This window comes from Actinocorallia longicatena, assembly GCF_039534125.1.
Taxonomy (GTDB): domain Bacteria; phylum Actinomycetota; class Actinomycetes; order Streptosporangiales; family Streptosporangiaceae; genus Actinocorallia; species Actinocorallia longicatena.
On the sequence record NZ_BAAAUV010000004.1, the window covers coordinates 459857 to 481377 of the forward strand.

18 protein-coding genes and 4 pseudogenes are annotated in these 21521 nt (G+C 70.9%); 9 read left to right on the forward strand and 13 right to left on the reverse strand.

All coding sequences use genetic code 11. The features are described 5' to 3' along the window. Positions 1 to 458: 458 nt before the first annotated feature. From ABD785_RS10500 to ABD785_RS10510, 3 genes are read left to right on the forward strand one after another with little or no spacing between them, the layout of a single operon-like run. The gene (locus tag ABD785_RS10500) at positions 459 to 1643 is read left to right on the forward strand and encodes a cupin domain-containing protein (RefSeq protein ID WP_344825411.1); all 1185 of its coding nucleotides are present in this window, start codon (positions 459 to 461) and stop codon (positions 1641 to 1643) included. Then, positions 1640 to 2542: an aldo/keto reductase gene (locus ABD785_RS10505; protein WP_344825414.1), complete on the forward strand. Its 903-nt coding sequence runs from the start codon at positions 1640 to 1642 to the stop codon at positions 2540 to 2542. Before ABD785_RS10500 ends, ABD785_RS10505 begins: the two co-directional genes overlap by 4 nt. Positions 2543 to 2590: 48 nt before the next feature. Continuing rightward, positions 2591 to 3448, forward strand: a complete 858-nt coding sequence (locus ABD785_RS10510; protein ID WP_344825417.1) for a phosphotransferase — start codon at positions 2591 to 2593, stop codon at positions 3446 to 3448. Here ABD785_RS10510 and ABD785_RS10515 read toward each other — a convergent pair. The 7 genes and pseudogenes from ABD785_RS10515 to ABD785_RS10535 form a co-directional block, all read right to left on the reverse strand. Further along, positions 3441 to 4475, reverse strand: a complete 1035-nt coding sequence (locus ABD785_RS10515) for a hypothetical protein (RefSeq protein WP_344825420.1) — start codon at positions 4473 to 4475, stop codon at positions 3441 to 3443. The two genes, ABD785_RS10510 and ABD785_RS10515, sit on opposite strands and share 8 nt — an antisense overlap. Positions 4476 to 4586: 111 nt before the next feature. Then, positions 4587 to 4739 (reverse strand): annotated as a pseudogene (locus tag ABD785_RS41295) (helix-turn-helix transcriptional regulator); the annotation flags it as partial. A 168-nt stretch (positions 4740 to 4907) separates the two neighbouring features. Beyond that, entirely contained in the window at positions 4908 to 5048 is a 141-nt protein-coding gene (locus ABD785_RS10520; protein WP_344825423.1) for a hypothetical protein, read from the reverse strand. Positions 5049 to 5094: 46 nt separating this feature from the next. Next, positions 5095 to 6312 (reverse strand): IS110 family RNA-guided transposase, encoded by a 1218-nt coding sequence (locus ABD785_RS10525; RefSeq protein ID WP_344825426.1) that lies wholly within the window; start codon positions 6310 to 6312, stop codon positions 5095 to 5097. A gap of 218 nt (positions 6313 to 6530) precedes the next feature. Then, a pseudogene (locus ABD785_RS41300) lies at positions 6531 to 6710 on the reverse strand (IS5/IS1182 family transposase); the annotation flags it as partial. A 47-nt stretch (positions 6711 to 6757) separates the two neighbouring features. After that, a pseudogene (locus ABD785_RS41305) lies at positions 6758 to 6907 on the reverse strand (IS256 family transposase); the annotation flags it as partial. A 21-nt stretch (positions 6908 to 6928) separates the two neighbouring features. After that, a pseudogene (locus ABD785_RS10535) lies at positions 6929 to 7486 on the reverse strand (DUF6461 domain-containing protein); the annotation flags it as partial. Here ABD785_RS10535 and ABD785_RS10540 point away from each other — a divergent pair. After that, complete coding sequence (locus tag ABD785_RS10540) at positions 7398 to 8789, forward strand: serine/threonine-protein kinase (RefSeq protein WP_344825429.1); 1392 nt, start codon at positions 7398 to 7400, stop codon at positions 8787 to 8789. The pseudogene ABD785_RS10535 and the gene ABD785_RS10540 sit on opposite strands and share 89 nt — an antisense overlap. A gap of 36 nt (positions 8790 to 8825) precedes the next feature. On the opposite strand, the gene ABD785_RS10545 is transcribed toward ABD785_RS10540, so the two are convergent. The 3 genes from ABD785_RS10545 to ABD785_RS10555 form a co-directional block, all read right to left on the reverse strand. Then, on the reverse strand, positions 8826 to 9284 hold the full coding sequence (locus ABD785_RS10545) for a hypothetical protein (protein ID WP_344825432.1): 459 nt from the start codon (positions 9282 to 9284) through the stop codon (positions 8826 to 8828). Positions 9285 to 9321: 37 nt separating this feature from the next. Continuing rightward, complete coding sequence (locus ABD785_RS10550) at positions 9322 to 9861, reverse strand: hypothetical protein (protein ID WP_344825435.1); 540 nt, start codon at positions 9859 to 9861, stop codon at positions 9322 to 9324. An 80-nt stretch (positions 9862 to 9941) separates the two neighbouring features. Continuing rightward, complete coding sequence (locus tag ABD785_RS10555) at positions 9942 to 11297, reverse strand: hypothetical protein (protein ID WP_344825438.1); 1356 nt, start codon at positions 11295 to 11297, stop codon at positions 9942 to 9944. A 199-nt stretch (positions 11298 to 11496) separates the two neighbouring features. On the opposite strand from ABD785_RS10555, the gene ABD785_RS10560 reads away from it, so the two are divergent. The 4 genes from ABD785_RS10560 (at position 11497) to ABD785_RS10575 (ending at position 17102) form a co-directional block, all read left to right on the forward strand. Continuing rightward, positions 11497 to 14118, forward strand: a complete 2622-nt coding sequence (locus ABD785_RS10560) for a LuxR C-terminal-related transcriptional regulator (protein WP_344825441.1) — start codon at positions 11497 to 11499, stop codon at positions 14116 to 14118. Between the two features lie 323 nt (positions 14119 to 14441). Further along, positions 14442 to 14939, forward strand: coding sequence for a DUF1269 domain-containing protein (locus tag ABD785_RS10565; protein ID WP_344825443.1), 498 nt, complete (start codon positions 14442 to 14444; stop codon positions 14937 to 14939). 149 nt (positions 14940 to 15088) lie between these two features. Further along, complete coding sequence (locus tag ABD785_RS10570) at positions 15089 to 15628, forward strand: potassium channel family protein (protein ID WP_344825446.1); 540 nt, start codon at positions 15089 to 15091, stop codon at positions 15626 to 15628. 97 nt (positions 15629 to 15725) lie between these two features. Beyond that, positions 15726 to 17102, forward strand: a complete 1377-nt coding sequence (locus ABD785_RS10575) for an MFS transporter (RefSeq protein WP_344825449.1) — start codon at positions 15726 to 15728, stop codon at positions 17100 to 17102. Positions 17103 to 17106: 4 nt separating this feature from the next. On the opposite strand, the gene ABD785_RS10580 is transcribed toward ABD785_RS10575, so the two are convergent. Genes ABD785_RS10580 through ABD785_RS10590 form a run of 3 tightly spaced genes read right to left on the reverse strand, consistent with a single transcriptional unit; the run spans position 17107 to position 20881 of the window. Further along, entirely contained in the window at positions 17107 to 18945 is a 1839-nt protein-coding gene (locus tag ABD785_RS10580; protein WP_344825452.1) for a glycoside hydrolase family 15 protein, read from the reverse strand. A gap of 20 nt (positions 18946 to 18965) precedes the next feature. Then, the gene (locus ABD785_RS10585; protein ID WP_344825454.1) at positions 18966 to 19250 is read right to left on the reverse strand and encodes a hypothetical protein; all 285 of its coding nucleotides are present in this window, start codon (positions 19248 to 19250) and stop codon (positions 18966 to 18968) included. A 56-nt stretch (positions 19251 to 19306) separates the two neighbouring features. After that, on the reverse strand, positions 19307 to 20881 hold the full coding sequence (locus ABD785_RS10590; protein ID WP_344825457.1) for a helix-turn-helix transcriptional regulator: 1575 nt from the start codon (positions 20879 to 20881) through the stop codon (positions 19307 to 19309). Between ABD785_RS10590 and ABD785_RS10595 the strand changes: the two genes are divergently transcribed. Further along, entirely contained in the window at positions 20880 to 21083 is a 204-nt protein-coding gene (locus tag ABD785_RS10595) for a hypothetical protein (protein WP_344825460.1), read from the forward strand. The two genes, ABD785_RS10590 and ABD785_RS10595, sit on opposite strands and share 2 nt — an antisense overlap. Positions 21084 to 21521 lie beyond the last annotated feature (438 nt).

A 21521-nucleotide genomic window follows, 5' to 3' on the forward strand; every position in this document is an offset into this window, starting at 1 on the left:
CGTCGCGCGCTCCTGGGCGCCGCGCCCCGCGTGCGCGCTGCGGCCCGTCGCGAGGGCATTCACGTGCTCGACAGCCCCATGACGATCTCCTCGGAGCCCGCAGCGGAGGCGGAGCCAGCAGGGAGACGGTGGGCCGGCCGATGATCGGAATCGACCCGTCTCCCTGTCGGCGTATGCGTAGGCGTCAGGCGTCCCGCTGAGTGATCATCGGACAGGGCGGTGCGGCGGCCTGATTGCACGTCGTGAAAGACCGTTTGCAGGTGGTGAAAAGGCTCTGGGCGGGTCGACGGCGGCGGGTGATGGTGAGGACGTCACATCGCCGACCCCGTTGGAGGGGATCAGATGAGCACCACCCAGCAGAGCCTCGTGCAGTCCGTCGAGACGATCACGGCGGCGCGGACCCGCGCCGCCCAGCCGTCGGATGGCGGCTCCACCGGCGTCTCGGACACCAACGACTAGTGTCCACCGACGTCATCCAGGTGCTGGGCGGGGACTTCCCCGCCCAGCACCTGGGCCGCAACTACGCGCATCTGCCCGCCCCCGACGGACAACAGGGCCGGTTCGCCGACCTGCTGACTTGGGAGGCGCTCAACGCGGTGCTCGACAGCGCCCGGCTGGAGGCCCCCCGGCTCCGGCTCGCGCTGGACGGCGACACCGTACCGCCGCACCTGTACAGCGAACGCCAGTCCTACCGGCGAATGCAGGACTGGATGCGGCCCATCCCCCCTCTGGTTCACCAGCAGATCGCCGACGGCGCGACCCTCGTGCTCGACACGATCGACGAACTCCACCCGCCCGTCCGGGATCTCGCCAGCGAGCTGGAGCGTCTGCTGCGCAGGCCGGTCACCGTCAACGTGTACGCCTCCTGGACCTCCCGGGAGGGGTTCGGCACCCACTGGGACGACCACGACGTCCTGGTGTTCCAAGTGTCGGGCCGTAAACGATGGCGGATCTACGGGCCGACCCGGCCATCGCCGATGTACCGGGACGTGGTGTTCGCCGACGTCCCGCCCGAGCAGCCGCTGGCGGAGCTGACGCTCGGCGCGGGCGACGTCCTGTATGTTCCGCGGGGCTGGTGGCACGCCGCCGCGGCGTCCGAGGGCGAACCGAGCCTGCACCTGTCGTGTGGACTCGGTACGCACACCGGTGCCGACCTGCTCGGATGGGTCGTCGACCGGCTGCGCGACAACGACACGGTGCGCGCCGACGTGCCCCGGTTCGCCACCGGCGCAGAGCGGGCCGCGTGGGCGGCCTCCATGGCCAAGCTCCTGGCCGAGGAACTGACCGCAGATGTCGTCGAGCGCTACGGCGCCGCCCGGGACGCCGCTGCGACCCCGCGGGGCGGGTTCAGCCTTCCTCTGGCGGTCGCCGGGAATCTGGAAGATCCCGGCACGATCGTCCGCTTCGCGGTGACCCGCCCGGTCATCGACCATCACGCCGACGGCGTGACGGTCGCGGCGGGCGGCCGCCGGTGGACCCTGGACGCGGCCGCCGGTCCGGTGTTCGAGCTGCTCGCGGGCGGCCAGCCATTGGCGGTGTCGGCGCTCGCGGATGCGGCGGGCCTGCCGGTCGACCTGGTGGCTGGGATGCTCCAGACGATGCTGGACGCCGGGGTGGTATCGGCGGCGGAGGTGCCGCGGTGACGCATCTCGGATTGGGCACCTACCGGTGCCCGGACGTGCCCGCCGCCGCCGCGATGGCGGCGGCGGGCGGCGCCCCGCTCATCGACACCGCCCCCAACTACCAGGGCGGCCTCGCGCAGCGGAACCTCGCCGGCGTGCTCGCCGACCGTCCCGGGATCCGGGTGTCGTCCAAGGTCGGCTACCTGACTCGCGAGCAGGGCCGGGCGGCGTGCGCCGCTGGAGTCCTGCCCGGAGAGGACGCCCGCCACGGGCACTCGCTCGACGCCCGCTACATCGCCTACCAGGTCGGGGCCAGCATCAAGGAGCTCGGCCGTCCTGTCGACCTGATGTATGTGCACAATCCCGAATCAACCTCGCGGCCGCATCAGCTGGAGGGCGATCTCCTGCGGGCGTTCGCGGTCCTTGAGGAAGCGGCCGTCGACGGCACGATCGGCGGATACGGCATCGCGACGTGGCGGGCGTTCACCGACGGGCTGGTGAGCATGCCGACGCTGCTGGCCGCCGCCCGCGACGTCGGCGGCGACGGGCACCACCTGCGGGCAATCCAGCTGCCGGTCAACCTCGTGCACCTGACCGTCACCGCCCAGGCGCTGCACGGGACGGGTCCGATCGCCGAGGCGACGGCCGCTGGGCTGGAGGTGTGGACGTCGGCCCCGCTGAACGGCTCCGACCTGCTCGGCATGGTCGGCGAGGAGCTCGCAGCAGCGATCCGGCCGGGCCTCACCCCGGCCCAGGCGGCGCTCCTGGTCGTCGCCTCGACGCCGGGAATCACCGGCATGCTGCTGTCCACTGGGAACCCCGACCACTGGCAGGAGGCCCAGGCCGCCGTCCAGATGGGGTCGCTGACCGCCTCGGAGCTCGGAGCGGTGTGCGAGATGCTCCAGGTCGAAGCCCATTGAGGATCGGTTCGGCGAACCGGACGGCGTCCGGGCGATTACTCTCCCTCCATGGCCACGCCGCGAGGGAGAGCCTCGTTCACCGAGCAGGAAGCGGGCCCGCTACTCGACCAGGCGGCCGCCCGGCTCGGTGCGCGGGTCCGCCCAGGCGTTCACCCGATCATCGGGGTGGGTGGGCGTACCCTGGCCACGCCGGTCACCCACGGCCCGGGTGAGGACCAGGCGTGGCTGCGGCTGCTGGCCTCCACCGAACCGGACGGCAAGCTGTGGAACGGCCTGGCCGACGCCGAGCACCTGCCCGACCTGGTGTTCCGTCCCCGCCTCCTGGCCAGCACGATCCTGGAAGAGGGGGCCGATCGCGCCGTCCGCGCGGACCTGCTCACCTACATCACGGCGCCCGCACTGTCGTCCACGCCCGACCTGCCGACCAGCCGAGCCCTGCCGCTGGGCACCGGCTGGTGGGACGACCTGCGGTGCGCACTGGGCGCGCTCAGCAAGGCCGCGCCCGTCAACGGGCGCGAGCCGGTGATCAGCGCCACCTACATCCGGCGAACCGTCCCGGCCTTCGTCGGCGTCGACGTCGACCCGATGGCCGGCGCCTGGGAGATGGCGCACGGCGATCTGCACTGGGCCAACCTCACCGGCGCACCGCTGTCCATCCTGGACTGGGAAGGCCACGGTCTGGCACCGGCCGGATTCGACGCCGCTTACCTGCTCGCCCACTCCCTGCCCGTCCCCGACATCGCGCAGCAGGTGCGCTCCTGCCTCGCCGATGCCCTGTCCGGGCAGGCCGGTCGGCTCGCCCGGCTCACCGTCGCCGCGATCATCCTTCAAGCCGCCGAACGGACCGACATCCATGCCCGGCTCGCGCCGCTGGTCCGCGCCGACGTCGCCGACCTGCTCACCTGATCCCCGAGCGGGCGGCCAGGCCACGCAGCTCCTGAGAGGCTCGCCCCGACATCAGCAGGCCCCGCACCAGGTCCCGGCTGGACGGGCGGGAATGGACCTCCTCCGGCGCGGTGTGCTCCGCCGCTAGCAGGGCCTCCAGGCAGGCTTCGCGACGGCCCATCCCAGCATAGGCGCGGGCGGTGTCCAGATGAAGACGTGCCCGCCGCTCGCTGCTCGGCAACGCCCGCGGATCCAGGTCGCGGGCGACCAGGACGGCCTCGCCGGGGTCGCCCGCCCAGAACTCCGCCGACACCCGGTGCAGCTCGACCGCGTGCCGGGAGAACCCGCCGCCGCTGCTGTCCAGAAGCTGGACCGCTGGCCCGGCACGGCGGGCGAGGTCGGCGGCTTGGTCGGTGAGCTCCCGCATCCCGGTGCGGTCTCCGGCACGGGCCTGGGTGTAGGCGGCCGACATGGTGAGCAGGCCGCGCTGGGCCACCAGATGAGGATCATCGCCCTGCAGGCCGGGATGCTCGGCGGCCGACATCGCGATCATGGCGGCTTGGTCGTGCCAGCCGGCCTTGCGCGCCAGGACGGCGAGCTGGCGCGCGGCCTCACCCGCCGCCAGGGGATCATCGGCGGCGAAGGTGCGGGCGCGGTCGCCGATCATCCAGCCGAGCTGCTGTTCGTCCACTTTGATCAGGACGCGGGTGGTGAGGACGTAGATCCTGGCCAGCAGGGCCGACGCGCGTGGGTCCGCGCCGCTCGCGGCGACGTGCGCGAGACCGGTCGCGATCAGGACCGGGAGCTCGTCGGCCAGCCGCAGATAGTGCGACCGGTCGGCATCGGCCGCCGCTCGGCGCAACAGCGTGCGCAAGCCGTGCAGCTCGACGTCCTTCGGGGCGGGGCCGAGGCCGAGGATGGCATCGCGGACACGGCAGATCAGCAGCTCGCCGGAGTCCTGGGGTTCGGACGCGGCGGCAAGGCTCACCGGGAGGGCGGCCGCCGCAGCGGTCGCTGCCAGGTGAGCGAGCAGCTGTCGTCGCCGCACCGGATCGTCCTCCCGTCCTCCCGTACCGGTTACGGTATCTGCCAGCCCCACGCGGCTTAGAGGTATGTCCACAATCACCGCCACGCGACGCAGGAGCGTGTCGTCCCGGCCGGCGTGCTTGCCGTCCTCCAGCCGCGAAATCGTCGCGGGAGAGCACGGCACCTGCTGAGCGACCTGGGTCTGGGTCAAAGACCGGGACTTACGGACGGCCTTGACGAGCGCGCCGATCTCCTTGGGAGTCATCCGGTCACCAACTTCCGCCATTCGGTCCGAGGGCACGACCCTGCCCCGGATGGGCTGGTCAGGCACTTTGACCGTAGGCGGAAACAAGCAGCGCGTCACCAGCCTCCGATGACGGTTTCGAGGGCTCGAACGGCCCTCCGTCCTCCGTGTCAGGCGTGGCGTGGGCCTGTGCTGGTGGCGGGAACGGCGTCAGCGCACCGTCCCCGCAAGGATACGTCGCCACAGCCCGTCGCCCGACTGCAGGGTTATGCCGCCCAGCCGGATGTCGGTGGTGCGGTACGTGCGCTGCCCTTCGCTGAGCAGCAGGTCGATCTGGGCCAGAGGCTGCATGATCGCGAGGTAGCACCGTCGTTCTGTAGGAATCTCAATGACTGTGTCAAGCCGGAGCGGGGGTGACCTGCGGTGGGGTGATCGGGCTGAAGGTCCGGTTGTCGCGCAGGAGTGCCCATAGGACGTCGACGAGGCGTCGGGCGAGGGCGAGTAGCGCTTGGGTATGGATGCGGTTCTCGCTGCGTTTGCGCTGGTAGAAGGTTCGGGACGGGCCGTCTGGGCGGATGCTGGATAGTGCGGCCAGGTAGAAGACGCGGCGCAGGGCGCGGTTGTAGCGTTTTGGTCGTCGCCGGTTTCGGCTGATGCGGCCGGAGTCCTTGGGGACGGGGACGAGCCCGGCGTAGGAGGCGAGCCGTCCGGGATTTGCGAAGGCCGCCAGGACGTTCCCGCCGGTCGCAACGAGGAACTCGGCGCCGAGGATGGGCCCCATGCCTGGAAGGCTTTCCACGATGTGAGCTTGGGGATGCTCACGGAACCGGCTGGCAATGAGCCTGTCGGTGTCCTTGATCTCTCGGTTCAGGTCGAGGAGTTTGCGGGCCATCTGCTTGATCAGAAGTACTGTGGTGGCCTCGCCGGGCAACGCGACGGTCTGGGCCGCGGCTGCACGCAAGGCAGCGGTGACCATGGCATCGATCCTGTCTCGTCGAACACCGTGGCTGACGAGGTGACCAGCGAGGCCGTCGTGGCCGGCGTTGCTGATGTCTGCGGGGGTGCAGAATCCCGTGAGCAGGCTGAGCGCTGACCGGGTGGCGTAGTTGAGCGCGGCCTCCAGCCCAGGGAAGATCGATCCCAAGAGCGCCCGCAGGCGGTTGACTCCGCGGACCCAGTCGGCCATGAGATCCTCGCGGTGCGCTGTCAGTCGCGTCAGCTCGACGACCAACTCGTCGGCGACGGTCACAGCCGTCAGATCTCGCCGCATGCGGGCAGCGTCAGCGATGATCGCCGCGTCCTTGGCATCTGTCTTGCCCTCGCCACGGGCGATACCGGCCATGCCGTTCACCATCCGGCCGGGAACGTAGACGACGTTCTGGCCGTTGCCTAGCAGGATCGCGATCAGGAGTGACGCCACCGGACACACCAAATCAACCGCCCATCGGGCTTCGGCCCCGGACTTCCTCGCTCGGGCCAAGAGCTCCTCGAGCTGGGCCTGGTTGTTGCCGACCTTGACCGACCACAGCCGACGGCCATCCGCATCCACCGCCACCGCGTGATGGCTTGTCTTGCCCGCGTCGATGCCGATCCAGACCACATCGGGAACCATCACCCGGCATACCCTCTCGTCTTCGCTGGTCAACCCCGTGGACGACCCCGCCGGCAGGTCCCTAAACAGCGACGACTCGCATCAGATCTCAATCAGCGGCCAGGGCGTCCAGGACAACGAGGCGGCTATTCCTACAGAGCCACCAAGGGCAGACAGCGATCAGCCACACCCCGTCGTCCTGGGCATCCAGAGCAATTCACTCCAGACAAAACGATCTTAGGGACGGCGATGGCCTTGCCGAGGTGGCCTGCTTTGCCGGGGCTGCATCGCAGCTTTCGTAGGACTCTCCATGACTTGAGCTGCGCGTTCGCGCGTTCGCCCGACCCGCGAAGTTTGGCATGTGACCTGTTCGCCTGCTTCTGGGAGGCGGGATTGTCCTTGCCCTTGCAAGGCGTGATGATCACCATGCTTGGGTGCAGTGAACGGTGGGACGGGTGATGGTTGCTGATCAGTGACGCGGGTTGGTGAGGCGGCCGTCGAAGGCCCGGTCGAAGGCGCCGAGGGCGGGTTTCCCCCGTTTGGTCCAGCGGGTTTGGCCGGTGCCGGTGGGGTCGAGGCTCATGACGGCCATATAGACGCATTTGAGGGCGGCTTGCTCGATCGTTCGGGAAGCAGGGTCGAAGGACAGGTGGAGGTCGCCGTTCTCGTTCCAGATGAGCCGGGCGTCGGCATTGAGGTCCCAGTAGTGGGAGACGAGGCGGGTCCCCGCCGACTGCGGGCGGCTGATCTCCTCGCTCACTCCGAGGTAACCGTTCACCTCGGAGTCGAGAGTCCGCCCTTCGAGCCCTGCGACTCCGAGGGACTCGGTTTCGCCAGCCGTCCACAGTTCATCGGTGAGCGCGTCCATGCCGGTGACGGTCGGGCCGGGCTCGGCGCCGACGCGCTGGAGGAACTCGGGTGCGGACAGGCCCCGGACCAGGGTCAGGCAGTACTCCTGCGGGACGTTCTCGGCTTCGGTCCAGGCGTAGTCAGCGGCGCTTACTTCGATCATCGGAGCATCCTGCCGGCCGGATTCTGTATTTGGGGGTATTGGGGGTGGTTTAGGGGCAGGGTTGACGGTCTGTTGGGGTTGAGCGAGGAGCGGAAACGTGACGGTCGGGCTACTGCCTCTGGAGCTGGAAGATCCGAAGCTGATCGGGGGGTACCGGCTTCGGGGGCGGCTGGGTGAGGGTGGCATGGGGGTGGTGTACCTGGCCGGATCGCTGGGGGACCATGTGGCGATCAAGACGATGCGGGCGGCGGATCTGGAGGATCCCGAGGCCCGGGGGAGGTTCGTCACGGAGGCGCGGCTGGCCCGGAACCTGGACTGCCCCTACACCCCTCGGGTGATCCACGACGGCAGTGAGCAGGACTTCCCCTATGTCGTGACGGACTACATCGAGGGGCCGTCGCTGGGGACGGCCGTCCAGCGGGAGGGGGCGCTGCCGGAGAAGCTGGTGATGGCCGTGGCCCTCGGCGTGGCCGACGCGCTGGCCCAGATCCATGCCGCGGGCATCGCCCACCGCGACATCAAGCCGGGCAACATCCTCCTCGCCGAGGACGGGCCGCGGGTCATCGACTTCGGTATCGCCCAGGAGCCGGGGGACGCCGCGCCGGGGCTGACCCGCACAGGCCTGGTCATGGGAAGCCCCGGATGGGTGGCGCCCGAACGGCTGGCCGGGGGAAGGGCCTCGTTCGCCTCGGACGTCTTCTGCTGGGGCATGCTCGTCGCCTACGCCGCGACCGGCCGCCATCCCTTCGGCGGCAGCGTCGGCATGCCGCACATGACCGAGCGGATCCTGAACCTGGCACCGGACCTGACGGACCTCGAGCCGCCACTGCGCACCCTGGTCTCCTCGGCGCTGGACAAGGATCCTCTGGCACGTCCCGACGCGCCGACGATCCTCCGGACCCTGACGGCGGAGGACCGGGCGACGGCGGCCCAGGAGCCCATCGCCGAACTGTGGCCCGCCGCCGGCCTGCCGCCCTCCCCGCCGGACGGCCGTTCCGCCGGCCGCGACAGGAGAACGGAGCTGACCGTCGCGGCCGTGGTGGTCGGTGCACTGGCACTCGCGCTCACCCTGGGAGCCGTCCTCCAGCCCAGGGCGAACAGCGCGTCCCCCACCCGGGCACCCGGCCTGACCACTACCCCGGGACCGACCGTCACGGTCACCGCCCCGCCGGCCTCGCCGCCCGTCCCCGCGATGGCGGAGCCCGCACCCGGCGAGCCGCGGCTCCCGGAGCTCACCGGCCCCGATCACGAGGGCACGGGCACGGGCAAGGCCAAGGGCAAGAAGCACAAGAACAAGCCGAACAACGGAAAAGAAGGACACTTAGGTCTGTCTCAGAGCCGTCCGCCCTACCGCGCGGCGCCCGGGCACGCACCTCGCGGCGTCGTCGGTCGCCGGCCGCACCAGGCCGACTCCCTCCTCCGCGAGGCACGCACCTGGACACCGCCCGCTACGGACGCCGACCGTGAAACAGAACCTTGGGCCTGGTGACGGAACAGTTCCCAGGTGCCGTGTCGAGCGTGATGGTCAGTGGGACGGACCGAGGTCGATGCGGACGGAGTTGATCTCGCCGGTGAACCGGGTGTCGGACAGGTGGGTCTCGGCGGACGTCGCGGAGCTGTCGGTGCCGATGTCGAGGCCGCCGTCCGCGGAGTAGCGGAACGGGACGGTCGCCGGGACGCGGCCCTCGGCCTGCCGGGCGTCGTCGACGATCAGCCGTCCCGTGGCTCCCCGGCCGGTCTCGTGCCCGTCGTAGACGAACTCGAGGCGGACGACGTGGCGGCCGGGCCGCAGCGGCTCCGCGGAGCGCACATAGGAACGGTCGCGGCCGTAGTAGGTGTAGCAGTAGGTCAGGATGCCGTTCTGGACCATCAGCGACCAGCGGGCGAACCGGCCGCCCTGCGCGACGATCACTCCGTTCCCTCCCCCCTCGCCGACCTTGATGTCGGCGGTCACCGAATGGGCGCCGTGCGGGAGATCGGACATGGTCGATTCCTCCTTGAGGCCGGGAGCGGCCGGCCGTTCAGAACGCGACGGCCGTCTCCAGCGAGTGCAGCCGGGCGGCCTCGTCCGCGGTGTGCAGGCCGAGCCCGACGAGGTCGAGCGGGCTGATGAAGCCGTCGCTGATCCGGAAGCCCCCGGCCCGCAGGACGGCGTCGCGGAGCGGGACCGCCCAGTGGTGCTCCAGCAGGATGAGGGCGGCCGCGCTGTCGGTGGGGATGTCCTCCACGACGTCCCACACGTCGTCGTCGGCGAAGACGGCCAGGTCGTCGGCCGTGGCGTGGGCTCCGGCGATCGCCCCCGCGGCGGCGCCGTCCTCGCCGTCGATGCCGAGCCCGATCAGTGCGCCGATCGTGCTGCCCACCTCGGACGCCTCCGCCGGGGTCAGGTTGCTGAGATGCTCGACCTCGATCGTGCCGTGGATGTCCTTGTAGACGGCCAGGGCGTCGATGACCCGCACCCGGTCGTCCTTGTGGAGCGCCTCGAGCTGGGCGATGATCTCGCCGTGGAAGGTGGGCCGGGTGAATCCCAGGGCGATCAGCTGAATGGGTCCTGCCGTCATGTCGATCCTCTCCTCGTGATGTGTGCACTGAAGTCTGCGCGCGGCGTCCGCGGCCGCCATCACCCGCCGCGGAGGAGCCGTCAGCCGGCCGGCCCGGCCCGCCGCAGGAGCAGCTCGATGAGCAGCTCGTAGGCGGCCAGCAGGATCAGCAGGACGAGCAGCGCGCCCCACGAGGAGAACAGCAGCGCGAGCAGCGCGGCCGCGGCGGCCCCGCCCACCCGCAGGGCGTCGGTGTGCCGCCGGACACCGGTCCGGAGCCGCGGTCCGGTCGCGACGGCCCGGCCGCGCGTCCAGAGACCGCGGGCGCCCGCCCGCGTGCCGTCCCGCAGCGCCACCGGGCCCCGGCCGGGGCCCGCCAGATAGGCGGCGACGGCGATGGCCAGCCCGGACCAGAACATGACGTCACCCCATCGGCGCAGGGAGGAGAGGACTTCGCGCAGGGCCACGGCCACGGCCTCCCGGTCGAGGTCGTCGGAGATCATCCCGAGCAGCTCGTCGCGGACGGCCCGGAGCACGGCCGACTGCACGACCACGGCGATCGCCAGCCAGAGCCCGAACTGCAGGAGGGTCCGGCGACGGCCGGGCGAGACGACCAGGGCGAGGCCGAGGCAGGCGAGCGTCAGGGCCACGATCAGGGCCAGCGAGCGTTTGAAGACGAGGACGCCCTCCTGCAGCTCGCCCAGGCGATCGCGGTCGTAGAAGGTCACCCGGGCGAAGTCCGCCGGCAGGGTGACGCCCAGCGCCGACTCGACGCGCTGACGCAGCCCGGCCGGGATCTGTCCACTGCCGACCTCGGGAAGGTCGAGACGCTTGCCGAACAGCGACGGAAGCCTGTTCTCCAGCTCGAGCAGGAGCGCGTTGACGATGGGCAGCAGATCGACGGTCACGGTCGATCCGTCGACGGCGACCGTGCCGGAGTCGTCCCTGACGATCGCCACGATCTGCTTCTGGGCGAACCGGTTGGCCTCGCGCCAGAGGCCGTGGAACCGCTCCGTTCCCATGAACTCCCGGACCGTGTCGCGGGTGTAGTCCTTCACCGCCCCGCTCACCGGGACGGCCAGGAACGCCGCGCGCGGAGGGAGCGCCTCGGCCAGCCGCTCCTGGACGTTCAGAGCGCCGAAGACCTCGTCGGTGAGATAGACCGAGACCGCCGAGGTGACCTCGGGGTGGGCGGGCAGGCCGTCGACGGTGGCGACCCACCGGTCGGTGTCGAGGACGGTCCGCGCGGCCCACACCCCGATGGCTGAGCACACGAACCCGAAGCCGGCCAGCGCCACGAGCAGCGCCGCGGCGAAACGGCGCACGGCCAGTCCGGTCGTGCGCCGCCGTTCGCGGGCGCCGAGACGGTGGTGCAGCGTGGAGATCTCGGCCTGGAGCTCGGCGATCCGCTCCGCGTCTGTTCTGTTCTGCTCGCTGGAAGCCCCTGAACTGCTCATGTTCGCCTTCCGGTCGGAGTGATCGACGACGGATCCTCCATCACGTCCGGGTGGCTCGCCTCACACGTTCGGGGTGAAAGCCCAGGTGGGAACCGAACTCACCAGGGTGAATGAGGGCGGGGGATGATGCGGCCTCACCCCTGGTTGCGAGAGAAACGATCGTGGCGGGGGAGTCTCCCGCCAGGCAGGAGTGATCGTCATGACCGCTGTGCAAGTCCACATCGCGGGCGAGGCCCGCCGACCCGGTTCCAAGACCAAGATCAGCGTTCCCGGGCTTCCGGATCATGTGATCCGGCGGCCACGGCTGACCGAACGCCTCGACGGCGGCGTCCGCGGCCCGCTCACGGTGGTCACCGGACCACCAGGTGCGGGCAAGACCGTCGCCGTCGCCCAGTGGGCGCGGGGCGGAGACCCACCAGGCCCCGTCGCCTGGGTGTCGCCCGATCGCGCCGACCACAGCCCCGAATGCTTCTGGACGCTCGTGCTGGCCGCCCTCGACGGCGCCGGAGCCGCCGGCGTCCCGGATCGGCTCACCGGCTCGGCGCTCATGGAACTCGGCATGGCGCTCGGCGGCAGGCCCGATCCCATCGTCCTGGTCGTCGACGGATTCGAGCCGCCTCCCGGATGCCCCCTCGCCGCCCAGCTCGCCGAGCTGCTGAGCGAGGCGGGCCCGAACCTCCGGCTGGTGCTGCTGTCGCGCAGCGAGTCGGTCTTCCCCCTGCACGGCTACCGGCTGCGCGGCGAGCTCACCGGGCTGCGCTGGGACATGCTCGCCTTCACCCCGAGGGAGACCGCCGAGCTGCTGGACCGCCACGGCGTCCCCCTGGATCCCGCGTCCGTGCGGGAGCTGCACCGCAGGACCGAGGGCTGGGCGGCGGGCCTGCGGCTCGCGGCCCTGGAGATGCAGGGGCACGCGGAGCCGGTCAGGGCCGCCGAACGCTTCACCGGCGCCGACGAGGCCGTCCTGGGATATCTGGGGGAGGAGGTCTGGGAGCCGCTGCCCGCCGAGATGCGCCGGATGATGCTCGTGCTGAGCGTCGCCGACACCTTCGACCACAGGCTCGCCGCGCAGCTCTTCGGATCCCGGGCGGCCGAGCTCTTCCCCGAGTTCCTCCGGGCGAACCCGTTCGTGCTCCCGGCCGGTGACGGCGGCCACCGCTTCCACCGCATGTTCCGCCAGGCCGCCGAGCATCTGCTGGTGCGGGCCGAGCCGGGAGAGCCGAGGCGCCTGCACCGCAGGGTCGCCACCTGGTACGGCGCCCGAGGACGGCTGGCGGACGCGGTCCGGCACGCGGCTCTCGCGGAGGACTGGCGGCTGGCCGGCTGGCTCGTCATCGACGGCCTGGCGGTCGGGCAGCTCGTCGGCCTGCGCGCGGACGACACCCTCGGCGGCCTTCTGGCGGAATTCCCCGGACGGGCCGAGGACGGCGAGCCGGAAACGGCGATCGTCGCGGCGGCACTGGCCCTGAGCCGTGGCGACGACGCGGGCTGCACGGCACGGCTGGCCGCGGCGGAAGCCCTTCTCCAGAGCTCCACCCCCGGCCAGAGCCAGCGGGCACGGCTGGCGATCGGCACCATCCACATGTGCCGCCGGCTTCCCGACGACCTCGGCACCCTCCGCACCCGGATCTCCGACCTGGAGGGCGCCTTCGGCCGGTTGCCGGACTCGGCCGTGGAACGGGTGCCGGAGGTCGGCGCGCTGATCGCCTACGGAAACGGCATCGCGGAGCTGTGGAGCGGCCGTCCCGACGACGCGGTGAAGTCACTGCAGAACGCCCTGTCGGCCGCGCCGCTCGGCGGAGACCTCCATCGACGGCGCTGCCTCGGCGGGCTGGCGGTCGCCAAGGCTCTGCTGGGCAGGTTCCGGCGGGCGGCCGAGGCGGTCACCAAGGCGGCCCAGCTGCCCGAGGTGTCGAGCAGCCCGCAGGGCAGGAGGATCGCCTCGGTGCATCTGGCCTGCGCCTGGGTGGCGCTGGAGCACTACCGGACCGAGGAGGCCGGGCGGGAGCTGGAGAAGACCTGGCTCGCGCTCAGAGAGTCGCCCAACGACCTGATCGCCTCGCTGAGCGGGCTGGTGGCGGCACGGCTCGAACTGGTCTCGGGCAGCGCCGACCAGGCACTGCGCACGCTGGCCTCCACGACCGCCGATGGCATGCCCTGGCTGGACCGGCTGATCCGGCTCACCGTCTCCGACGCGCACGCGGCCGCGGGCACGGCGGACGCGGCGGTCGAAGCGGCGCTCAGCGCCGGTGGCAGCGGGGCCCCCGACGCGTCGGTGGCGCTGGCCCGAGCCTGCCTGTCCAAGGGCGACCGGACGGCCGCGGCCAGGCTTCTGCGGCCCGCGCTGGTCGAGTCGGCGGCCACCCCGAGCAACATCAGGGTGAACGCCTGGCTGCTCGACTCCAGGCTGGCCTACCAGGCCTCCGACGCCTCACGGGGGAGGCGTTCCCTGGACCGTGCCCTCAGGCTGGCCGAGCGCGACAGCCTCCTGCTGCCGTTCGCCACCGCCCGTTCCTGGCTGATCCCGGTGCTGCGCCGGGACCCGGAGCTCCTCGCGCCGCACCGCCGCCTCCTGGAGCCGCTGCTGGCCGACCAGGGTCCCATGGAACCGGCGCCGCCGCCCGCGGTGGGCCGGTTGAGCGCACGCGAGCTCGACGTGCTCCGCCATCTGGCGGGAATGCTGACGACCGAGGAGATCGCGTCCGAGATGTACGTCTCGGTCAACACGGTCAAGACCCATCTGAAGAGCATCTACCGCAAGCTGGCCGTCACCCGCAGGGGTGAGGCCGTGCGCCGCGCCAGGAGCCTGCGGCTCCTGTGAGCGATCGTCCCGGCCGGGGAGCGCCGCCCCGGTCAGGACGGCGCTCCCGGGGATCAGCGGCGGCGTGAGACCCGCCGTGCGGTGCGACGCGACGTGCGCCGGGCGACCCTGCGTGCTCCGAACATCTCTCCGCTCCTTTCGAGGATTTCGAGGATGTGCCGAGCCTGGGCGCGCAACCGGCGTGCCGCCTCACCCCTTGCGGATGAACCGGCCGGACCGGCCCGGGCGGAGGTGCCCGGTCTCCTCCGTTCCGGGTGATGCCGGGGGTGCCGGTCCCCCGTTTTGATGAGGGTGTTCCGCGATACCGGAGAAACGAAGGAGTCATGATGTCGGAGCTCGTCGCGATCGGGTACCCGGATGAATCGACCGCCGCGCTGGCCGAGGACGAGGTGCAGCGGCTGGCCGCTGACCTGATCATCCAGCCGGACGCCGTGGCGGTCATCGTCCGCGACAAGAAGGGCAAGTTCCACGTGACGACCAACCACCACGCGGTGGCGGGCGGCGCCTCGTGGGGGATGTTCTGGGGGCTGCTGTTCGGCCTCCTGTTCTTCATCCCGCTCTTCGGGATGGCGCTGGGCGCCGGCCTGGGCGCGCTGATGGGGAAGATCGAGAAGTCCGGTGTCGACAAGGCGTTCCAGCAGCAGGTCAGGAACATGCTGGAGCCCGGCACCTCCGCGCTCTTCCTCGTCGTGGAGAAGATCACCACGGACAAGGCGGTCAAGGCGCTGAGCCACTTCGGGGGGACCGTCCTCAAGTCGTCGCTGTCCGAGGACACCGAGCGAGAGCTACAGGAGGCCTTGCACGGAGCCGAAGCGGCCTGACCAGGGGGCCGCGGAAGGCTCGCGAGGCCTGACATGGGGGGTCGGCCCGGCGGAGCGAACGCTCCGCCGGGCCGAGGCATGCCGGGGGTTCCCGGTGAAGCCGCGGGTTCCGGTGACGTGACACGGTGAGAAGGCGGTGGATACACGGAATGGTGGGAACGCACAGGACGAACGGTGCGATCCGCCGCAGGGCCGCGCTGAGGGTGACGGTGCGGTCCTGTGCGACGAGCGCGATCGGTCTGGGAATCTACTTCTGGGTGCCGCTGGACGCGGTGTTCACCACGGGAACGGTCCTGACGCTGGCCGGATGCCTGACGGTGGTCCTGCTGGTGGTGCTCCAGCAGGCGTGGGTGATCGTCGGATCGTCCTACCCGCGGCTGCGGGCCGTCCAGGCCCTGGCGACGGTCATCCCCCTTTATCTGCTGCTGTTCGCCTCCGCCCACTGCGTGATGGAGAACAGCGACGTCAGCGCCTACTCCGAGCCGCTGTCCCGCCTGGACGCCCTGTACTTCACGATCACGGTGTTCTCCTCGGTCGGCTTCGGCGACGTGGCCCCGCGGACCGAACCGGCCAGGACCCTGACGATGGCGCAGATGCTCGGCGACCTCGTGATCGTCGGTCTGGTGGTGCAGGTCCTGCTCGGCGCCGTCCGGCAGGGCCTGGACCGGCGGAACGCCCGCGAGGGGTGAGCCCGGGTCACCCCTCGCGGGCGAACCGGAGCCGGTTCCTGAATGGTGCGATGCCGCAATGACAGACGAGAAACAGAGGCCGGCCGCGGACCGCTCGATGACCGAGAGCGCGGCGAGGGCGTTCGTCGTCCCGCTCGCGCTCGCGCAGTTCATCGCCAGCTACGCGGCGTCCAACATGAGCGTGGCGATCTCCTCGATCGCGGACGACCTGGGCACCACCATCGGCGGAGTCCAGCTCGCGATCACCCTGTTCACCCTGACCATGGCCTCCCTGATGATCCCGGGGAGCAAGCTGACCGACCTGTGGGGCCGCAAGCGCTGCTTCCTGATCGGGCTCTGCATCTACGGGAGCGGGGCGGTCGCCGCCGCCTTCGCCCCAGGGCTGCCGCTTCTGATCGTCGGCTACTCCCTGCTGGAGGGCGTCGGATCCGCCCTGATGATCCCGCCGATCTACATCCTCATCACAGTGATCTTCAGCGAGACCTCCAAACGGGCCCGGTACTTCGGCGTGGTCAGCGCCTCGGCCGGCCTGGGCGCTGCGGCGGGCCCGCTCATCGGCGGATTCATCACCAGCTGGATCGGCTGGCGCGCGTCGTTCCTCGCCCAGGCCCTCGCGGTGGGCTACGCGATCCACCGCACCCGCCGGGCCGCCGATCCGCCCGAGGCCGCCGACCGGCAGCCCTTCGACGTGACGGGGGCGGTCCTGTCGGCCGCCGGCCTGTTCGCCATCGTCCTCGGCGTGCAGATGACCGGTTCGCACGGCTGGGACAGCCTGTTCCCCGTCTGGACGTCCCTCGCCCTCGGCGCCCTCATCCTCTACGGGTTCGTCCGCCATCTGCACGCGCGGGAGCACGCGGGGCGTGAGCCGCTGCTGGCCACGCGGCTGTTCCGCAGCAAGGTGTCCAACCTCGGGCTGGCCACCCAGCTCATCCAGTGGCTGACCCTCCAGGGCGGATTCTTCGTGATCTCGGTGTTCCTGCAGAGGGTCTGGGGCTACGACGCGATCGGGACGGGCCTGATGCTCACCCCGGCCACCGTCGGCATCCTGGCCGCCTCGGCCGCCGCCGCGCGGATGGCGGCCCGCCGGTCGCAGCGGACCCTGGTCGCCGGGGGGTTCGCGGTGAGCTTCCTCGGCACGGCCCTGCTGCTCGTGTTCGTGCGGGAGGACCCCTCGCCCTGGACGTTCGTGCCGGGCCTGCTCATCCTGGGATCGGGCGTGGGCGTCATGCTGACCGCGTCGGTCAACGTCGTCCAGTCGGCCTTCGGCGAGCAGGACCAGGGTGAGATCTCCGGCCTGTCGCGCAGCGCCTCGAACCTGGGATCCTCGCTGGGGGTGGCGCTGGTCGGATCCATCATGGTGGCGGCCTCCCAGCCGGATGGGAGGCCGTACGCGCTGTCCCTCGTCGTCCTTCAGGCGATCGCCCTGCTCGGCCTGGCGGCCGCGTTGTGCCTGCCCAGGCCGTCGCGGCGGTGAACCGTCAGGGGTGCGGCTGATCGAGGCGGCGATCGAGCTCGGTCGCCGCCGTGATCAGTGCCAGATGGCTGAAGGCCTGGGGGAAGTTGCCGAGCTGCTCGCCCGTGGCCCCGATCTCCTCCGCGTAGAGGCCGAGATGGTTGCCGTAGGTGAGCATCTTCTCGAACGTCAGCCGCGCCTCCTCCAGCCGGCCCGACCGGGCCAGCGCGTCGACGTACCAGAAGGTGCACATCGAGAACGTGCCCTCCGAGCCGATCAGCCCGTCGGGGGAGGCCTCGGGGTCGTAGCGGAAGACGAGGCTGTCGGAGACGAGCTCGTCGTCCATCGCCCGCAGGGTCGACTGCCAGAGCGGGTCGCCGGGGGTGATGAAACCGACGAGCGGCATCGACAGCAGCGAGGCGTCGAGGACCCGGCTGCCGTAGGACTGGACGAACGCGCCGCGGCGGATGTCCCATCCCCTGGTCATGATCTGCTCGTAGACCGCGTCGCGCGCCCGGGTCCAGCGGTCGAGGTCGGCCGGCAGGCCCCGCTCGCGCGCCAGCCGGACGGCGCGGTCGAACGCCACCCACGACATGACCCTGCCGTAGACGAACTCCTGCGGGCCGCTCCGCGACTCCCACAGCCCGGCCTCGCGACGGTCCCAGTGGCCGCACAGCCAGTCGACGATCGAGCGCACGTGGTTCCAGCCGCCGTGGCCGACCTCGATGCCGTGACGGTCGGCCCGATGGATGGCGTCCAGGGCCTCCCCGTAGATGTCGAGCTGGATCTGGTCGGCGGCGCCGTTGCCGATCCGGACCGGAGAGGAGCCCCGGTAGCCCTCGAGATGGCCGAGCGTCTCCTCCTCCAGCTCGGCCGAGCCGTCGACCCGGTACATGATCTGCAGCGGCCCGGAACGCTCTCCCGCCTCCTTGACGCGCGCCCCCAGCCAGCGGATGAACGCCTCCGCCTCGTCGCGGAAGCCGAGGGACAGCAGCGCGTCGACCGAGAAGGCGGAGTCACGGATCCAGGTGTAGCGGTAGTCCCAGTTGCGCTCGCCGCCGATCTGCTCGGGAAGCCCCGCGGTGGGGGCGGCGACCAGTGCCCCGGTCGGGGCGTAGGTCATGAGCTTGAGGGTGATCGCGGCGCGTTCGACCATCTCGCGCCAGCGGCCCCGGTAGGTCGACCGCGCGATCCAGTCCCGCCAGAAGTCGCGGGCCGTCTCCAGCAGCTCGAGCACGGAACGTTCCCGCCAGGCGACGGGCGGATCGGGCGGCGCGGTCTCCAGGACCAGCCCGCCGATCCGGCCCGCCGAGGCGGTGACCTCCGCGCGGATCCCTCCCCTGCCGTCGGGGATCACCTTGACGGCGTCCTGCGGGGTCCAGCCGTCCGGCCGGATCACCGACAGGTTGACGTCGAAGGACGGGCCGCGGAAGACGACGCCGTCGTCCTCGATCCTGGTCTCGTGCTCCGCCCGCCCGTAGTCGAAGGCCGGCCTGCACTCGACGAGGAAGCGCATGCGGCCCCGGATGACCTGGACCAACCGGACCAGCAGGTGCCGGTCGGTGGCGGCCGTCCCGGCGACGGGCATGAAGTCGGTGATCTCGGCGACGCCCTCGGGCGTCATGAAACGGGTGATGAGGATCGCGGTGCCCGGAAGGTAGAGCTGCTTGGTGGTGTACGGCCCGGAGGCGGGGGAGATGCGGAACGCACCACCGCGGCCCTGGTCGAGGAGCGGGGCGAACAGGCTCGGTGAATCGAAGCGCGGACTGCAGAACCAGTTGACGGCGCCGTCGTCGGCGATGAGCGCCGAGGTCTGGAGGTCGCCGATCAGCCCGTGGTCGGCGATGGCCGGATAGGTTGCCATGAAGGATCCTCTCCCTGGTGTCAGTAGATGGCGATCTGGTTGCGCCTGCTGTAGGTGGCCGCCCAGTGGGCGAGGTCGCACAGCCCGGCCACGACCACCCAGAACCACTCGCCGCCGCTCAGACCGGCACCCGAGGCGTAGAAGATCACGTAGAGCAAGGTGGCCAGCGGGAAGAAGACGATGCCGAGCAGCGGCATGATCCAGCTGCTGAAGGAGGCGCTGACCAGGGCGGGCCTGGCCAGCCAGACGATGAACAGGCCGAAGCGCGGGAAAACGCCGGCGAGCAGTGCGAACAGACAGCCCATGTGGTTCCTCTCCGGTGGGGTTTCCGGTAGCGAACCTCCGGGCGGCGCGGCGCGCTTCACCCGTGCGGGGGGAGGACCCTGCTCTGGATCAGGCCGAGCTCACCGGCGCGCTCGACGGCCTCGATCCGCGAGGTGACCCCGAGCTTGCGGTAGATCGCCCGGGAGTGGGACTTCACCGTGTTGACCGAGACGTAGAGCCGGCCGCCGATCTCCCGGAGCGACAGGTCGCCCGCGAGCAGGCGCAGGACGGCCACCTCGCGGTCGGTGAGGGGATCGGCGACCTGGTGCTGGCCGCTGGTGCCGACGTTCAGCCGGTCCTCGACCTCGGCCAGCTCCGACCACAGATGGTCCTGATGCCCCGGCAGGGTCCGCAGCAGTTCCCGCGCCTGCTCGATGGCCTTCCTGGCGGCGTCGGGGTCATTCGACGCGAGCTCGAACCTGGCCATGGCCAGCAGCGCCGTCAGGGTGGGCCAGGGGGAGAGGCCGAGGACCCGCCAGCGGATGCGCAGCGCGTGCTCGAGCTCCTGCCTGGCCTCCTCCGCGCGCCCGATCCGGGCCGCGGCGACGCCCATGGCGGTGTAGGCGAGGGAGACCTCGGGGGCGTCGCGGAGGCCGTAGCTCTCGACCTCGGCGCGGGCCGCGCGGGCGAGCGACAGGGACTGCTGGGTGCGGTCGAGGGCGTCCTTGGCCAGGGAGAGCGCGGCCAGCGCGGCGATCCGGACGCAGGGCGTGACGGCGTTGCTCTGGGCGGCCTCCTCCAGCGGCGGAATCGCGTAGTCCGGTGAGCCGGACAGCAGACGGCCGTAGCCGAGGGCCAGCCTGGCCTGGGCGAACCAGGGAGAGGACGAGGTGGTCTCGAGGCCGACGGCCGTCTTCGCCGACTCCAGCAGGTCGCGCAGGCCGTCGAAGCCGAACTCCGAGCGCAGCAGGTGGGAGGCGGAGCGGACCGAACGGGTCCCGTCGGGAAGCGGTCCGTCGTGGCCGGTCTCCGCTGCGATGCCGAGCCAGTGGTGCATGCTGTTGCGGTCGCCGCTCAGGGCCGCCACCCGGGCCGCGCAGATCGCGGCGATGGCGCTGTCGTCCATGCGCTCGTCGCCGATGCGCTTCAGCCAGCCGCGCAGGTCGGCCGCCCGGTCCACGACGCTCAGGGTGTGCCAGTGCCGCGCGATCAGGTCGACCGCGGTGTCGAGGTCCTGACCGGACAGGGCGTGCTCGATCGCCTGCTCCACGAACCCGTTCTCGGCGTGCCACCGGGAGGCCCTCTTGTGGAGGACGGCGCGTGCGCCCGGTTCCGTCCGGTCGAGCAGGTCGGAGAGGAAGTCCCGGAAGAGGTTGTGGAAGCGGTACCAGCAGCGGTTGTCGTCGAGCCGCACGACGAAGAGGTTGGACTGCTCCAGCTCGGCGATGAGCTGGGTGGACCGGTCGGTTCCGGCGACCTCGTCGCACAGCGACGAGGAGAAGCGGTCGAGGATCGAGATCCTGGTGATGAACTCGACGACCTCGCCGGACAGCCCGGCGACGACCTCCTCGCCGAGGTAGTCGACGACCTGCCGGTTGGTCCCGCTGAAGGCGCCGATGAAGCCGGACGGGTCGGTGGACTCGCGCAGGGACAGGCCGGCGAGATGCACCATGGCAGGCCAGCCCTCGGTGTGGTGGACCAGCGTCGCGAGTTCGGACGGCCGCAGCCTGATCCCGCTGAGCTGCCGGATCAGCTGGTGGGCCTCCGCGCTGTCGAAGGCCAGCCGGGGGGCCCTGATCTCGCTGAGCGAGCCGGACAGCCGGAGGCGCGACAGGGGGAGTGCGGGTGCGGAACGGCTGATCAGAATCAGGTGAAGCCGTTCGGGGAGGCCACCGAGAAAGGATGAGAGTTGCCACAGTGCGTCGGGATCATTGACGTTGTCGAGCCCATCTAGGATCAGGACGACGGGCTCGGCGTCATCGCCCAGGCCCGCTGCGACGATCGGGAGAAAGTCACCGACGATGTCAGGATTCTTCGCTTGGGCGACATGCAGGAGCCGCGATGTGTCCAGCCGTTCGACGGCGTCACCGAGGCCGAGTGCGATTGACGTCCAGAGGTTTCGCGGCTTACTGTCGCCGGGATCGAGGTTGACCCATCCGAATGGTCTGGTTTCCTTGGAATGACGAAGCCATTGCGCCACGATTGTGGACTTTCCAAAACCGGAGGGTGCGCAGAACAGCACGATGCGGGCCCGGTCCCAGCCTGTCAGCATATGCAGGAGTCCGGATCGTTCCACGTCGGTTATTCGTGCC